At 55.7% G+C, this 15,666-nt stretch carries 13 protein-coding genes, 1 rRNA gene, 1 pseudogene and 1 other annotated feature; of the genes and pseudogenes, 1 reads left to right on the forward strand and 14 read right to left on the reverse strand.

Annotated features, from left to right (window positions below; all coding sequences use genetic code 11):
• The 12 genes and pseudogenes from D7024_RS14335 to pdxS all read right to left on the reverse strand — a co-directional run.
• Positions 1–449: pseudogene (locus D7024_RS14335) on the reverse strand (hypothetical protein); the annotation flags it as partial.
• A gap of 108 nt (positions 450–557) precedes the next feature.
• Complete coding sequence (locus D7024_RS14340; protein ID WP_121452381.1) at positions 558–2,006, reverse strand: restriction endonuclease subunit S; 1,449 nt, start codon at positions 2,004–2,006, stop codon at positions 558–560.
• Positions 2,007–2,008: 2 nt separating this feature from the next.
• Complete coding sequence (locus D7024_RS14345; protein WP_165859379.1) at positions 2,009–3,850, reverse strand: ATP-dependent nuclease; 1,842 nt, start codon at positions 3,848–3,850, stop codon at positions 2,009–2,011.
• Positions 3,822–5,873: a type I restriction-modification system subunit M gene (locus D7024_RS14350; RefSeq protein WP_121452383.1), complete on the reverse strand. Its 2,052-nt coding sequence runs from the start codon at positions 5,871–5,873 to the stop codon at positions 3,822–3,824. Before D7024_RS14350 ends, D7024_RS14345 begins: the two co-directional genes overlap by 29 nt.
• Position 5,874: 1 nt before the next feature.
• Positions 5,875–6,090 carry an N-6 DNA methylase gene (locus D7024_RS15475; RefSeq protein WP_121452384.1) on the reverse strand — a complete coding sequence of 72 codons (216 nt, stop codon included), beginning with the start codon at positions 6,088–6,090 and terminating at the stop codon, positions 5,875–5,877.
• A gap of 220 nt (positions 6,091–6,310) precedes the next feature.
• Positions 6,311–6,511: a hypothetical protein gene (locus D7024_RS14360; protein ID WP_207666942.1), complete on the reverse strand. Its 201-nt coding sequence runs from the start codon at positions 6,509–6,511 to the stop codon at positions 6,311–6,313.
• A gap of 433 nt (positions 6,512–6,944) precedes the next feature.
• Positions 6,945–8,219: a serine--tRNA ligase gene (gene serS / locus D7024_RS14365; protein WP_121452385.1), complete on the reverse strand. Its 1,275-nt coding sequence runs from the start codon at positions 8,217–8,219 to the stop codon at positions 6,945–6,947.
• A 92-nt stretch (positions 8,220–8,311) separates the two neighbouring features.
• Complete coding sequence (locus D7024_RS14370) at positions 8,312–8,956, reverse strand: histidine phosphatase family protein (RefSeq protein ID WP_207666943.1); 645 nt, start codon at positions 8,954–8,956, stop codon at positions 8,312–8,314.
• Positions 8,957–8,996: 40 nt separating this feature from the next.
• The gene (serA, locus tag D7024_RS14375; protein WP_121452386.1) at positions 8,997–10,580 is read right to left on the reverse strand and encodes a phosphoglycerate dehydrogenase; all 1,584 of its coding nucleotides are present in this window, start codon (positions 10,578–10,580) and stop codon (positions 8,997–8,999) included.
• Entirely contained in the window at positions 10,580–11,731 is a 1,152-nt protein-coding gene (locus tag D7024_RS14380; RefSeq protein WP_121452387.1) for a pyridoxal-phosphate-dependent aminotransferase family protein, read from the reverse strand. The genes serA and D7024_RS14380 overlap by 1 nt, the downstream gene beginning before the upstream one ends.
• A gap of 71 nt (positions 11,732–11,802) precedes the next feature.
• Positions 11,803–12,030: a binding site (T-box leader), on the reverse strand.
• A gap of 77 nt (positions 12,031–12,107) precedes the next feature.
• Positions 12,108–12,671: a pyridoxal 5'-phosphate synthase glutaminase subunit PdxT gene (gene pdxT / locus D7024_RS14385; RefSeq protein ID WP_121452388.1), complete on the reverse strand. Its 564-nt coding sequence runs from the start codon at positions 12,669–12,671 to the stop codon at positions 12,108–12,110.
• Between the two features lie 31 nt (positions 12,672–12,702).
• Positions 12,703–13,587 (reverse strand): pyridoxal 5'-phosphate synthase lyase subunit PdxS, encoded by an 885-nt coding sequence (gene pdxS, locus D7024_RS14390; protein WP_013821172.1) that lies wholly within the window; start codon positions 13,585–13,587, stop codon positions 12,703–12,705.
• A 571-nt stretch (positions 13,588–14,158) separates the two neighbouring features.
• On the opposite strand from pdxS, the gene D7024_RS15290 reads away from it, so the two are divergent.
• Positions 14,159–14,713: a uroporphyrinogen decarboxylase family protein gene (locus D7024_RS15290; protein ID WP_243113864.1), complete on the forward strand. Its 555-nt coding sequence runs from the start codon at positions 14,159–14,161 to the stop codon at positions 14,711–14,713.
• A 17-nt stretch (positions 14,714–14,730) separates the two neighbouring features.
• Here D7024_RS15290 and D7024_RS14400 read toward each other — a convergent pair whose 3' ends face one another.
• Together D7024_RS14400 and rrf are read right to left on the reverse strand one after the other, a co-directional pair.
• On the reverse strand, positions 14,731–15,324 hold the full coding sequence (locus D7024_RS14400; RefSeq protein WP_243113805.1) for a hypothetical protein: 594 nt from the start codon (positions 15,322–15,324) through the stop codon (positions 14,731–14,733).
• Positions 15,325–15,398: 74 nt separating this feature from the next.
• A 5S ribosomal RNA gene (gene rrf, locus D7024_RS14405) occupies positions 15,399–15,514 on the reverse strand.
• Between the last annotated feature and the right edge of the window lie 152 nt (positions 15,515–15,666).

Here is a 15,666-nt window from a genome sequence, read left to right on the forward strand (position 1 = left end):
CGGCTATTCGGGTTTCCCATAGCGCTTCCCGTTCGGCTTTGGTCATAAGAAAAAATCCTCCTCATCGAGCTTATTTTTTGAGGAAGATTATCCCTTAAACTTGGGTATTGTGCCAAGGTGGGTTGTGTTTGACGCTTACGGATCAGACGTCGCCCTTTGACCAGCTCCTTGTGTAGCTTCAGCTTGGCTTCAATCTTGTTGGCGAGATCATCCTGCCGCGCCGCGTAGTCGCCTACATCCGTACCTTCAACCAGGTCGAAGAGGACGACACCCTTTTCGCGGCTCACCAGTGTCGCATCGATGAAATATTTGCCCTCCGGCGTTGGGATCAATGGGTAGCCGAAAAAGCACTCTCCCGACAGCCCCTCAATGGTGGCCAAGGTTTCTTCGAGCGCCTGGGAGGCGGCGGGCTTGCCATTGATACCGCGTGTAAAGTTGACTTTGTTCATGTTCGTCCTCCGTTTGAGAATTTGTTTAGGGGAAATCTATCTTGCAACCAGCGTTTCCCCCTATCTTGAGATTTGACAAGGTAATGTTCTTAATATACATGATATCCATTATCCATCCTCCTCTGATATAGCAGCGTGATCACCTTCTCCATTCAAGGTCTCGTCTTGCGCTCTCTCTTCTTCGTCCGTCCAAGGGGCGTCTTCTTCGCTTGGCTCCTCTGGCAGCCGCGCCGCGACCTCGCGCACGTCCAGCTTGCCCGTCACCACGTCGGCGATCAGGCGCGTGCGAAACTCCTCGAGTAATTCGATGGCGCGCCGGTCAGCGGCAATGGCGGCGTCGATCTTGGCCGTCTGCGCGTCGAGGTATTCAACGATGGCGGTTTGTTCCGCCGCCGAGGGCAAGGCAACTCGTATCTCCCGCACTTCCCCTTCGCTGATGGCAGGTACTGGCCCTGGTTGCGCAATCTGACCGAGATCGATGTAGCTCATTACTAAAAACAAGAAGTCTCGATTGCCGTTCCGCGCCACGCACGCCATCATATTGTTATCAATACAACATTGGTTTGCAGCGATGCGCCGTTTGTTCGTTAAGAGTGCGCCGCCCACCTTCGGAAACACAATCGTCCCTGCTGGAAACACGGTCGCTCCGAGGCCCTGCGCAACGGTCATCGAAACCGTGTTAGCGCAAACACGAAGATACTTCTCGTTGCCCGGAATATTCATGTCGGAGACCTTGAAGAATGGAATCTCCGCGCTCGCATCACCTTGGTGATGAACCGGAAAGCCCGCGCCGCTTTTGAACCAAGCTAATCGCTTCAGAGGCACGACTTCCCAATGCTCCGGCACCTGGCCCAGCCACTCCACGCCCGAGTCCTTGTAGGCCGGGTAGGGCTGGCCCGTGCGGACATCGATTCTCCCGGTGACGGCCTGGTGGATGAGGGCCTGCTTGTACTCCTCCAGCAGCTTGATCCGCCGCTGCCGCGCCCGGATCACCCGCCGGATCCGCCGCTCCGCCCAGTCCAAAAAACGAACGATGGCGGTTTGTTCGGGCAGGGGTGGGAGAAGAGCCATAAGCCGATAAAGATCATCCGTGTAGAGCCGTAAGCGGCTTTCAACGACGCCTGTGGAGACCGCCTTGATCCGCGCCTTGTAGACGGGCGACCGAAGAAGATGATGGAAGTACCAGGGCTCTGCAAGTGCTTCAAAGCGATAAACGCAATAAGCAGGACTTACGATGCCGGCGTAGCGGGAAACCCCCATACTCCCGTTCCAAGCCAACATGATGTTCACAACTAGCTCGCCTGGATCAACTCGCTTATAGCCAACCAAGGATTCGGCGCGCGTGTCGGGTTCCTCCAAGTTGTCAGATCGCTTACGCTCAGTAACACCCACGTATTGCGATACGCTAAGCAACTGTTCGGTTCCTGTCTCCGAGCGGGCATCACGTTCGCGCAAGAGGTACTTCAACCGGCGCACCGACCAATGCTCCGGCACCTGGCCCAGCCACTCCACGCCGGCGTCTTTGTAGGCGGAATAAGGTTTGAGATTGGTGATCATCCTTATGCCCCCTGAGCATTGAAGGCTGCATATACCACTTGTCGCAGTCGATCGGGGATCTTTGATTGATCCACCGCTGCAAAATGATCCAGCGCAGCGAGGGCCTTTCCTTTCTTTTCACCTTGACTCTTGGAGACTCCGCTTACCGTTTCGAAATCCGGTGAAAACATTTCGATCTGCCCCAAAGGCGCTTCAACAAGATTTTTAATGTGATCATTCAGTTCAAACGTCCTCTTCCTTGCCTTTCTCTTATCTTCGTTCCACTCATCGGGTATCGGATCGGGCAAGGGGTCTTCGTCATGTATAACAAGATACGGGATCTCGAAGGCTTTGGCGATGGCGATATACAACGGGAGATTGTGCTTGGATCCGCAGTCAATGATTGAAATATCTGGATCAAAGACACCCAGTTTTTGAGCCAAAAATGGTAACACCACTTTTTCGGTCTCACCTTCGACAAATACAACCCGTTTGGCAAAAAACATTTCGCCACGGTCGGGATTTATCCATTGAGCCATATGGAACCGCTTTTTCCTTTCGTCGGTATCATCACCTTCGAATAACTCTTTTACACATTGGCGGACGCAGCTTCCTTCTTCCAGAGAATACTTGGTGATAATTGCCACCTCTTTGTAGTGTTCAAGGTCGACAAAGTGAGTTGAGTGTGTGCAGATGAATACTTGATGCTCTGGGGTTGCCGCTATTTCACGAAGCGTCATGGCTAATCTGCGTTGCGCGTGCGGATGCAGAAAAAGCTCCGGTTCCTCCATGGCAAAAATCACCGAGTCCGATTGCTTGCGCGGGGCTGGTCCCCCCTGATCGCCGGAACTCCTCTCTTCCCGCAGGCTCTTCGCCCAAGCTCGAAGAAGAGCAAACATCATTGCACGTTGCAACCCATGGCCTTTTCGGTCGGCGGTAGTCTTGACCCCATCGTTCAAGTGGACATCGGTACCGAGTTCGAAGAGTCGTTCCAGTTCTGGCGGTGTTACTTCTATATTCACTTTGACACCCCACGTCCGGAGTTCCTCCTCAATTGACCTTTCGAGATCCGCCAATTGGTTGCTCTCTTGTTCTTTGTCGCCACGGACGTTCAGCGACTGCACGACTTCTTCCAGCTGCTTGCGTGCTGCCCTAAAACGTGGGTCTCTCTCGGCCATTTCACGCACGGCACGGTTCAACAAGCGCCCAAAGGTAGTCGTGGTCTTCACTTTGATTTCGTCCGTCAGGTCACGTACCGCCGGAATCATATAGAAATCGGGCAACACGCCTCCACCGACATTCTTCTGGCCTAGCAAAGGTCCTTCTTCGAGAGCCCGTGAAAAATTGAGCTCCTCGCGGTGTTGTTCTATATATTTTCGTTGAGCCTCTTCGATGTGTGCCTTAGTCAACCGACCGCTTGATGGGACAAAATCTTTTAGCGGTGTCTGATTAACGCTTTCCCGTGACGTGTAATCCCCCGCCTTGTCCGAGTTAAGCCATTCTACATCCGGTTGTTCTACGTAGCCATTATAGAAGACCTCAATTCCACCATTCTGTATCCGGGCTGTTTTACGGATACAAACAGTTCCGTCGGACTGAACATATTTCTTGAAAGTGTTCTTCTCTTGTTCAGTAAGCTCGTTAAATGTTATCTCAACCCATAAGTCATTATCCCCTTCGCCGCGATTGACAAAGAAATCTTGCTCTACAGGCTTGGCAGAGGTAGACAAGCAAAACTCGAGAGCAGCAAGCAGATTAGACTTTCCGTGATTGTTAGGACCGAGCAATGTTACAATAGGCAGGCATTCCATCTCCAAATCGCGAATGCTGCGGTAATTATGGATTCTTAAGCATTTGATTCGCAAGGTTAACACCTCCCAAAATCTCCGCCAACAGCCCCTCCGCTTCCTTTTCCACCGCCAGCAGGTCGGCGCGGATCTCCTCCAGAGTGCGCAGGGCCTTTGGCTTATAGAAGTACCGGTTGAAGCTGATCTCGTAGCCGACCTTGACGCTTGCCGGGTCGTACCAGGCATCCGGAGCGTAGGGCAGGACTTCGCGGCGCAAGAAAGTCTCGATGGCCGTGCGCTGGTCTTCCGGGCTTGGCAGGTAGCCAGGCTGATGGCAGGCCTGGCACTCAAGGAACGGGATCTGCTCGCTGTCGCGCAACTCCTTGTCCGGTTCATACTCCACCACACGCGGCTTGCCACCGATGACAACCCCAAACAGCCCGCGCAGCGGGTCAGGCGCCGTACCGGGTTTGTGAATTTTCTTGATGACCGGCGGTGCATCGTCGGCACGCTCAGCCGTTTCCCGAAGCGCTTTGATCTCCCTGGGGGTGTAGGCGCGCTCGGGGTCGATACCTTTCAAGCGCAGGGGGCGTTCAACCGTCACCTTCCAGTAGCCGAAGGCCGCGTTGGGGAAGATCTTGGACTGCTCGGTCTCCTCGAATTGGAGGAAGGTGTCGAGGATGCGGCGGATGTCCTCTTCGGACAGCTCGCAGTTCTTCTTGCCCAGATTCTTGCGCAGGGGCTTGTACCACTGCGTGGCATCGATAAGCTGCACGCGGCCTTTGCGGTGCTCGGGCTTCCTGTTCGTGAGCACCCAGACGTAGGTGGCAATGCCGGTGTTGTAGAACATGTTGAGCGGCAGGGCGACGATAGCCTCGAGCCAGTCGTTCTCGATGATCCAGCGGCGGATGTTGCTCTCGCCCTGACCAGCGTCGCCCGTAAACAGCGACGAGCCGTTGTGCACCTCGGCGATGCGACTGCCGAGCGGAGTGTCGTGCTTCATCTTCGAGACCATGTTCGCCAGAAACAGCATCTGGCCGTCGCTCGAGCGGGTGATGAGCGAGAGCTCCTCGCCCCGGTGTTGCACGACAAAGCGCGGGTCCTTGATGCCAGCCTTGCCGCCCATGCGTTCCAGGTCGCTCTTCCAACTCTTCCCGTAGGGCGGATTGGAGAGCATGAAGTCGAAGGTGCGGCCGGGGAAGGCATCGTTGGAGAGCGTCGAATGCTCGGGCCCGCCGACGATATTGTCGGCGGCGTCACCCTCGCCCTTAAGCAGCAGGTCGGCTTTGCAAATGGCGTAGGTCTCGGCGTTGATCTCCTGGCCGAAAAGATGCACCGAGACCTGTTTGCCGCGTTGGCGGGCCAGTTCGAGCAAGGTTTCTTCGGCTACCGTCAGCATGCCGCCCGTGCCGCAGGCGCCGTCATAGAGCAGGTACGTGCCGGATTCGATCCGGTCGGCGATCGGCTCGAAGATGAGGCAGGCCATCAGTTTGACCGCATCGCGCGGCGTCCAGTGCTCACCGGCCTCCTCGTTGTTCTCCTCGTTGAAGCGGCGCACCAGTTCCTCGAAGATGGTGCCCATGGCGTGATTGTCGAGGCCGGGCAACCGGACGGTGCCGTCGCTGTTGAGCACAGGGTAAGGACTCAGGTTGATGGACGGGTCGAGGAACTTCTCGATGAGCGTGCCCAGGGCGTCGGCCTTAGCCAGGCGCGGGATCTGGTTGCGGAATTCGAAGTTGTCGATGATCTCCTGGACGTTGGGCGAGAAGCCATCCAGGTAGGCACGAAAATCCGCCTCCAGTTGCTGGCGGCTGGCGCGAGCCTTGAGGTCGCGCAGGGTGAACTTCGAGGTGTTGTAAAACGCCTGTCCGGCGGCCTGGCGGAGGGCGAGATCCTGGTTCGTAATACCTGCCTTGTCGAGCGAGGCCTTCATGTCAAGCACCGCCTGCTTGGTGGGCTCCAGCACCGCATCCAGTCGGCGGATCACGGTCATCGGGAGAATGACATCGCGGTATTTGCCGCGCACGTAGAGATCGCGCAAGACGTCGTCGGCAATGCCCCAGATGAAATTGGTGATCCAGGTGAGTTGGCCGTTTTCCATCTCAAACTTTCCTCCAAAAAGGTCGCATACTTTCTAGTGACGGCGAGCCGAACTTCCACCGTTTGTCCTCGCGCAGGCGCTCGCCGCCCCACTCCTTCACATTGAAGGGCGGATTGGTGATGATGAAGTCGGCGCGCAGGTCCTTATGCAAATCGTTGGTAAAGGTATCGCCTAAGTCGCCGTTGCCGTTTTTCGCCGCGCTTTTCTTTTTCGCCATAATCCCCTCCCGCCAGATAAACCGGGATTCTATCGAACAGCCGGTTTTTAAAAGTTCAAGCCGTAAAGGCGCTTACTGCCGTAACTGCCGTTTCTCTCCTTATTCGCCAATCGCCGCCATTTTTCCTGCCGAAGCCCTTACAGTGTAGATTTTCGAATTGATTCGGGAAAAATCTTCAAATTAAAGCTGAGTCTTTTGTACATATGAGCCGCCTCCGCACCTAAACTTCCAGCTCCTGGCTTGCCTGGTACACCACATCCTCGTCAACCTGCTTTTGTTTCCTGCCGTATGCGCAGATCAGGCAGCTGGTCACCAGATTGATAACCAGCCGGGGCAATCCTTTGGTGATGGCGACCCTGCCGTCTGCCAGGTGAATTTCATCCAGCACAATAACCGGTGTAATATGGCGGTCGTAATACAAGTTGGTGATGGTGTCCTGGATCTGGTGGAACAGGCTTACCTTTTTGTGTTTGGGCTGTTCGCCCAGGGTTAGGGCCAGGCCCTTGTAAAATTACAGGTGCTTCGGGATAAGTTATACCTTACCAGATGACCTGCTGGAAGAAATCTTAGACAGCTTTCTGGAATCCCTGCCGGATTTTTTGAAAAGACGTTTGTTAACCCGGGCAGCATAAATTTACCCATTTGTCAAGTGCGATTGTTGAGTCATAAAGAAAATGCCCCCGGGTTATCCCGGGGCTCCTCATCCACTTGCGGGCTGACCTCTAAAGTTGGACAATTAGTCCTTCTTGCTCACAATTTCAGCGAATTTCAATTCAGGGGGCGGTCTGGAAAAATCGTGCCTGGAAAGGCATTCTTCCTCTAAAATCGAATCGTCCAGCTCTATTTTCCGCACCTTATGGGGGCGTAATCCTGGTGACTCCGCCCATGTAGGGCACCAGCACTTCCGGAATGACCACACTGCCGTCGGACTGCTGGTAATTTTCCAGGATGGCGGCCACCGTCCGGCCCACCGCCAGGCCCGAGCCGTTTAAAGTGTGCACGAACCGGGGCTTGCCCCGCCCATCCTTGAACCGGATATTGGCCCGCCGGGCCTGGAAGTCCTCAAAGTTGCTGCAGGAAGAAATCTCCTTATAATCCTGGTAGCTGGGCAGCCACACCTCCAGGTCGTACGTCTTGGCCGCCGCAAAGCCCAGGTCGCCGGTGCACAGGCAGACCACCCGGTAAGGCAGACCCAAAAGCTGCAGCACCCGCTCGGCGTCGGCGGTAAGTTTCTCCAGCTCCGCGTAGGAATCTTCCGGGCGGGTAAATTTCACCAGTTCCACCTTGTTGAACTGGTGCTGCCGGATCAAACCCCGGGTGTCCCGGCCCGCCGCCCCGGCCTCAGCCCGGAAACAGGCGCTGTAGGCGCAGTGATAAATGGGCAGGCGCTCCCCGGGCAGAATTTCCTCCCGGTAAAGGTTGGTTACCGGCACTTCGGCGGTGGGGATCAGGTAAAAGTTTTTTCCCTCCAGCTTGAACATGTCTTCGGCAAACTTGGGCAGCTGGCCCGTACCAATCATGCTGTCCCCGTTTACGATGAAGGGCGGAAAGACCTCCATGTAACCGTGCTCCCTGGTATGCAGGTCCAGCATGAAGTTGATGACCGCCCGCTCGAGCCGGGCACCGGCCCCTTTGTAGAAGGAAAAGCGGGCGCCGGCTACTTTAGCCCCCCGTTCAAAATCAATGATGTCCAGGGCCTCCCCCAGTTCCCAGTGGGCCCTGGGGGAAAAGTCAAACTTCCGGGGTTCACCCCAGCGACGCACTTCCACGTTGTCCGCCGCATCCTTGCCCACCGGCACGCTCTCGTGGGGGATATTGGGGATATTCAGTAACGTAACCTGAATCTGTTCCTCCAGGTCCCGGATTTCCTCGTCCAGCTCTTTAATACGCGCGGATACCTGGCGCATTTCCTGCACCATTTCCTCCGCATCTTCCCCGGCTTTTTTGCGCCGGCCGATTTCCTCGGAGACCACATTGCGCTTGTTTTTCAGCTGCTCGACTACTACCAGCTTTTCCCGGCGCTTTCGCTCCAGCTCCAGAAAAGGCTCCAGACTCAAACCGGCACCGCGCTTTTCCAGCGCCTCTTTAACCACTTCCGGGTTGCTCCGCACAAATTTTAAATCCAGCATCAGCTTTTACCCCCAAATGAGCTCTACACTGATATTATTTCCCCTTTTTACCTTTAAATCTCATTTCAGTTTTTAGGGATTTATGAAGAAGCTTATAAAGCCAGCTGTTCCCCGGCCTTCAGCCACCCTCCCAGGTGGCAGGTGTCGTTAACGACAATCACCCGCCAGCGGCCCTGCCGGCAGCCAAGGACATTGATGCCCGTATTGTCCAGTTTAATCTGCCAGAAGACCGCCTGGTCCAGGTTGAGGATGCGCCGCAGGATGGTGCGGATGGGCGTGTCGTGAGTCACGGCCAGGCTGATCTCCCCGGGATGCGCCGCGGCCATGAACTCCAGTGCCGCCCAGGACCGCTCCTCCACCTCGGCCAGGGATTCGCCTTTAGGCATCCGCACCGTGTAGGGAAAGGTGCGCCACTGCCTGATTAAATCGGCGTAGCGCACCTCCACCTCGGAAAGCAACAAACCTTCCCACTCGCCATGGCAAATCTCAATGAGACCGGGCAAAGGAGTTACCGCCAGGTCGTGCTGCGCGGCCACCATTTCGGCACAGATCCGGGCCCGGGAAAGGGGGCTGGTATAAACCGCCTTGATGGGCAGCGCCGCCAGGGCCATTGCCAGGGCCCGGGATTGTTCCAGGCCTTCCTGGCTTAAAGGGGCATCCAGGCGACCCTGGTAGCGGGAAATGCGGTTCCATTCCGTTGCCCCATGTCTGGCCAGGATAATAAAGGTTTCCTTCAACTACCGGCTACCCCCTTGCAAAGGGCTTAAAAACGCAGGATTACAGGTGCACCATTTTTACATCCAGCACACCGTCAACCTTGGCAATCTCGGCCAGGGTTTCTTCGGGCACGGGTGCATCCACCGAAAGCATCATTACCGCCCGGCCGCCGATCTGTTTGCGCCCCACCTGCATGGCGGCAATGTTGATGTTGTGCTCGCCGATAAGCAGCCCCACGGGACCGATGATGCGGGGCTTGTCGATGTGGGGCACATAAAGAAGGTAGCCGCTGGGAATGACGTCAATCCGGTAGCCGTCTACCATTACAATACGCGGGTCTTCCTTGCCAAAAAGCGTACCGGCCACGCTTTTTTCCACTTTATCCGAGTAAACCTTCACGGTGATCAGGCTCGAATAGCCTTCCGCCTCCCCGTCTACCGCCTGGAAAACCTGGATGCCGCGGTTCCTGGCCAGGACGGGGGCATTTACAAAGTTCACGGTTTGCTGCAGGATGGGATCAAGAAGCCCTTTGACCACGGCGGTGGTAATGGGGCTTACTTCCTGTTTGGCCAGCTCCCCGCTGTAAATCACCTCTATCTTGCGGATGCGCCCGGTCACCAGCTGGGCCTGCAGTTTGCCCAGTTTTTCTGCGAGACCCAGGTAGGGACGTACGGCCGAAAGCACCTGCGGGTTGATGGAAGGAATGTTGACCGTGTTTTTCACCAGTTTCCCCCGCAGGGCGGCCACAATCTCCTCGGCCACATCCAGGGCCACGTGCAGCTGCGCCTCCCGGGTAGATGCTCCCAGGTGCGGGGTGGCGATGAAGTTTGGCAGGGAAAACAGGGGGCTATCGGTACAGGGTTCCTTTTCAAAAACATCCAGTGCCGCCCCGGCCACTTTGCCGGAAAGCATGGCCTGGTACAGGGCGTCCTCGTCGATGATCCCGCCCCGGGCGCAGTTAATGATCCGCACCCCGTCCTTCATCATGGCAAGAGCCCGCTCATCAATCATGTGGTAGGATTCCCTGGTCTTGGGCAGGTGCACGGTAATAAAATCGGAGCGCCGGAACAGCTCTTCCAGGGAGACCAGCTCCACGGCCAGGGTGGAAGCCTTTTCCTCGGTGATATAAGGGTCGTAGGCTATGACGTTCATTTCCAGGGCCTGGGCCCTTTTGGCCACCGCCGAGCCAATCCTTCCCAGGCCGATGATGCCCAGGGTCTTATCCCGCAGTTCTACACCCAAAAAGGCCTTCTTGTCCCAGACCCCTTCCTTCAGCCTGGCCACGGCCTGGGGAATATTGCGGGCCAGGGCCAGCATCATGGCAATGGTATGCTCGGTGGCGGCAATGGTATTGCCATCGGGAGCGTTGACCACCAGGATACCCCGGGTGGTGGCGGCCTCCAGGTCAATATTATCCACCCCTACGCCCGCACGGCCGATAACCTGGAGATTTACGCCGGCTTCGATGACCCGGCGGGTCACCCTGGTGGCGCTGCGCACGATCAAGGCGTCATATTCGGGAATAACCTCAACCAGCTCATCCTCAGTCATTTTGCGACCAATAACCACTTCTATATCTTCTTCCCGGCGCAGCGGCGCCAGCCCTTCCTCTGCCACGCCGTCCATAACCAGTACTTTATACACTAAACATCCCTCCCCAGAAAGACTTCCTGCGCCGCCCGCACGCCCTTGCCCAGTTCCACCGGGTAACCCAGCCGGGCCAGGGCCATTTCTAGTCCGCTGATGGCAGTGAGCACGTCCATTTTGCCGGCGTAACCCATATGGGCAATGCGGAAGATCTTCCCTTTGAGAATCCCCTGTCCCCCGGCAAAGGTGATGCCAAACTCCTCCCTGAGGACCTTGCGCAGGTCGTCGGCTGCAATTCCCCCGGGGCTGTGCACGGCGGTCACCGTGGGAGATGCGCAGTGATCCGCCGCCAGGAGCGACAGCCCCAGTGCCTTGACGGCCGCCCGGGTAGCTTTGGCCAGCAAGAGATGGCGGCGGTAAACATTTTCCAGCCCCTCGGCCAGCATCATGTCCAGGGCCGCGTCCAGCCCGAAGAACAGGGCCACGTTGGGTGTGTAGGCCGTATTCCACTTGGCCAGGGCTTTTTTGGCCGCCGGAAGGCTGAAGTAAAAGCGCGGCGAACGGTTCTCTTCAATCACTGCCCAGGCCTTGGGGCTTACTCCAATCATGGCCAGGCCGGGGGGCAGCATCATGGCCTTTTGGGACGCGGTAACCAGAATATCCACATGCCATTCGTCCATCTTGATTTCGATGCCGCCCACGCCGCTGACCCCGTCCACCAGCAACAGGGCCGGTGTTTCGGCCACCAGGGCGCCGATACCGGCAATGTCATTGAGCACCCCGGTGGAAGTTTCGTTTTGAGTCGCCAGGACGGCCTTATAGCCGGGGTTCCGGGCCAGCTTTTCCCTGACTACCGAGAGGCCTACAGGGTTGCCCCAGCCGAAATTCACTTCATCCACTTCGGCCCCGTAGGCCCTGGCGATATTGGCGAACCTTTCCCCAAAGTTGCCGGTAACTAAAGCCAGAACCCGGTCTCCGGGGGAAATCACGTTGGCAACGGCCGTTTCCAGACCCCCCGTACCGGAATTGGTCAGGATGAAAACTTCCTGGGAGGTCTGAAATACCTGCCGGATTTTCTCCTGGATGCGCCGGTGCAGCGCGGCAAAGTCTTCACTGCGGTGACCAATCATGGGGCGGGACATGGCCGCGACCACTGACGGCGGTACTGGTGTCGGACCAGGAATCATCAGGTATTGCTTTTCCTGCATGGCCTACCTCTCCCTTGACTTAAATTTTAGTCTAAAAAATTAAACCTCCCATCCCATGCTGGCTGATAACCAACAGGGACGAGAGGTTACTCCCGCGGTGCCACCCTATTTGACAGGCAAGATTAACCCACTTACCTGCCCTCTCGAACGTGATAACGGGAACTGCCCGTACCTGCCTACTGCTGTTTTCAGCAGGTCCCCTTCGGGGAGCTCTTTCACCAGACACCTTACCGGTTCGCAGCAACCACCGGCTCTCTGCAAAGGCTCTTCTGGCTACTCTACCCCTGCATCGGGTTTGTTATTTTTTGAACCTGACTTACATAATACTATAAGCCGTGACTTTTGGCAACACTTTAATTGGCCGTTTTACAAAACATTAACATTGCTCCAGGAATAAACGGTGCAGGCGGGTATCGTCGGTCAGTTCCGGGTGAAAAGCACAGGCCAGAAAGCGGCCCTGCCGGGCAAGCACAATTTTATCGCCGTACCGCGCCAGGACTTCTATCCCCGGACCCACCGACACAATATAGGGGGCGCGGATAAAAACCGCCCGCAGGGGCTTTTCCCCCAGGACAGGTACATCCAGGTCCACCTCAAAGCTTTCCACCTGCCGGCCAAAGGCATTTCTTTCCACCACCATATCCATCAACCCCAGCCGGGGCTGGGCGGAACCCACAATCTCCCGGGCCAGCAAAATAAGGCCGGCGCAGGTGCCAAAAACAGGCATTCCCTGCAGGGCTTTTTGGCGGATTGGTTCAAAAAGGTTATAATCCTGAAGCAGTTTTCCCATGGTGGTGCTTTCGCCACCGGGGATGATCAAGCCATTGATACCTTCCAGTTGCTCCGGTTTACGCACCTGGCGGGACTCCACCCCCAGGGCGGCAAGCATTTCCTGGTGTTCCCGGAAGGCTCCTTGCAGGGCCAGTACTCCGATTAACATGGTAGATAAACTTCCTTCCCCTGTTACTTAATTACCAGCCGCGGTCCTGCATTCTCTGTTCGGGAGCAATGGTGGCAATCTCCAACCCGGGCATGGCTTCGCCCAGATCTTTGGAAACCTCGGCCAGGACCTGCGGGTCGTTGTAATGGGTGGTGGCCGCCACAATGGCCCGGGCCCGGGCCGACGGGTTCTTGGATTTGAAGATGCCCGAACCTACAAAGATACCATCGGCACCAAGCTGCATCATCAGGGCGGCGTCCGCCGGGGTGGCAATGCCGCCGGCGGCAAAGTTCACCACGGGCAGGCGGCCCTGCTCGGCCACCTGCAGCAACAGCTCATAGGGGGCGCCCATCTCCTTGGCCAGGGCCATCAATTCTTCCCGGGGCATGTTCTGCACCCGGCGGATTTCAGCCATCATCATGCGCATGTGGCGCACGGCCTCCACCACGTTGCCGGTGCCCGGCTCCCCTTTGGTCCGGATCATCGCGGCGCCTTCGGCAATGCGCCGCAGGGCTTCACCCAGATTGCGGGCGCCGCAGACAAAGGGCACCTTGAACTTGTGCTTGTCAATGTGATGCTGCTCATCAGCCGGGGTGAGCACTTCACTTTCATCTATGTAATCCACACCTAATTGTTCTAAAATCTGCGCCTCCACAAAGTGGCCGATGCGCACCTTGGCCATTACCGGAATGGTGACGGCATCCATGATGCGTAAAATGACCGTTGGGTCGGCCATGCGGGCCACGCCACCGGCCGCACGGATATCGGCAGGCACCCGCTCCAGGGCCATTACGGCGCAGGCACCGGCTTCCTCGGCAATCTTAGCCTGTTCCGGTGTGGTAACGTCCATAATTACGCCACCTTTGAGCATCTCCGCCAGGCCTTTTTTCACGGTCCAGGTTCCCTTTTCCGCCACTTCCACTTCCCCCAATCGCCACTTTTCATTTTTTACTCCACTATTTTAACTGACTTTTGTTTTAAAGACAAGTAGAGCAGGGGTGCAGAAAAAGCAAAAACCCCGGACGAGCTGCTCCGGTACCTTGAAGCATAACTCTGCCGGCGGTAGTCATCCCTCATTCCGGTGTTCGTTTCCTTTAAACGAGGGCTTAATTGGCTTCATTATGTGTATTAAAATAAAAGTAGCCGGCCTAAAAACCGGCCAGGTGAGGTAGAGGGGGAATATAACTATGGAATGTTATAGCTACTTGCTTCAGAAAATGAAAAGAAAAATTCCCCGGGGAGAACTCTGGATCTCCGGGGAAATCCTAAGAGAATTAGGCCTGGAACAAACGCAGGAGTCCCTGATCACTCTCAGTATAAGCATTGGTGCCGATATTTGTTTTTTAAGCTACACAAGCCCCGTTCAAAGTCTTCCTGTCAATTCCGGGGAGATGAGCCACCTCATAAAAAAAGCTCATGCCTCAGGCCTGGTCTGTGGAGTTACCGTTGACGGCCCCTTTGAGCGGACTGTCAGAGAACACGGTTTTATGGAAGTAATAAAATGGTTTTGTAAACCGGACCGCCTGGAGGAACAGTTGGAAAAAAACGCGGCACTGGCAGCAACCGAGCTGGAGGCCGCTGATAATGCCGGCGCCGATCTTTTACTCCTGTGCGATGATATAGCCTACACGCAGGGCTTATATTTTTCTCCCGAGCAGTTCAGGAGTATACTCCTGCCTTTTTATCGCAGGCTAAGAAACACGATAAGCGGCGATAAATTGATGGGCTTTCACTCCGACGGCAACATTGAATCGATAATCTCCTTTTTGGTCGAAGAGGGATATTCGGTTTTTTCCCTGGAACCCGAAGCCATGCGCCTGGTGGATTTGTGCCGCAGACTGCCTGAAAATGTTATAATTCTTTCGGGAATAAAGGCCGGGTGGCTGATGGGGCCGGACCCGGATGATAACGAAGAGGCAGAAATGCTTCAATACATTAATAATCTAAAAAATAGCTGTAAGCTGATATTGGCCTCATCATGCGGACTTTACAACATCCGCAGCCTGGAGAAGCTGAAGAAGATATACAGGCTGGTAGTTTAAGCTGCATTGTTTATTCTTTATCCGGGGAACCTCAGCTGATTTAAAAAGTTATTGCTGAATTCCGGCATTGCCGCCAGTTCTACATACTTAATATTCCGCGCAATTTCTTCCGCCCACCGGCGTTCAGGAACCACGTCCTCTGCTCCACAGAGAGTGTGCAGCTGTCGGTCAAGTCCTTCCCTCAGCACCTGTGTAATCCGGCTGTACTGTTCTTCCTTTTCAAGGGCATAAGCCAGCCGGCTTATCACATCTTCACCGTAAGCAATTTGAGGATTCAAAATACCTTCGGCAGCCAGGGTTATACCGGTCTCCAGATCTACTAAAAAACCAGCTATCTTGGTGGTTCCAAGGTCCACCGCTAAACCAACCGGTTTTCTCATCCTGCCGGTCAAAAAGGCGTTGGTTATCTCCCTGCCGCGGATAGAAATTGTTACCGGATTATCTCCGGCCAGAGCCTCAACCCGGCCTATCAGCCCGGGATCTATACGCAAGCCGGACAACCCGTAATTTTGGGCCAGGAAGGCTTCCACCTGCTGCCAGGTTGAATACGGGTAATCGCCAACCTCCATGGCCTGTTTCGGCTTTTTCTTTCCCGGTTTTATTTTTTGCACGTGCAGCCCCGGTTCACCAGGCGGAGTAAAAAATAAAAAGCCCCTGGGTGCATATCCAGGGACTTTAAAAACTTTTCCGGCAGCGACCTACTCTCCCAGGGGTTGACCCCCAAGTACCATCGGCCCTGGAGGGCTTAACTTCCGTGTTCGGGATGGGAACGGGTGTTTCCCCTCCGGCATGGCCACCGGAAATTGGTCGTCAGTCGTCTGATGTCAGAGGTCAGAATCTGATTTCACAACCTCTGTTTTCATCCTGGTCCTGCAAATTCCCTCAAAACTTCACAGCGGAGTTTAGTTCGCCTTTTCAGCCGGAAACCGGATCTCTTCAGTCGAATTTCCCCG

Origin of the sequence: Desulfofundulus salinus (assembly GCF_003627965.1) — a bacterium.
Lineage (GTDB): Bacteria > Bacillota > Desulfotomaculia > Desulfotomaculales > Desulfovirgulaceae > Desulfofundulus > Desulfofundulus salinus.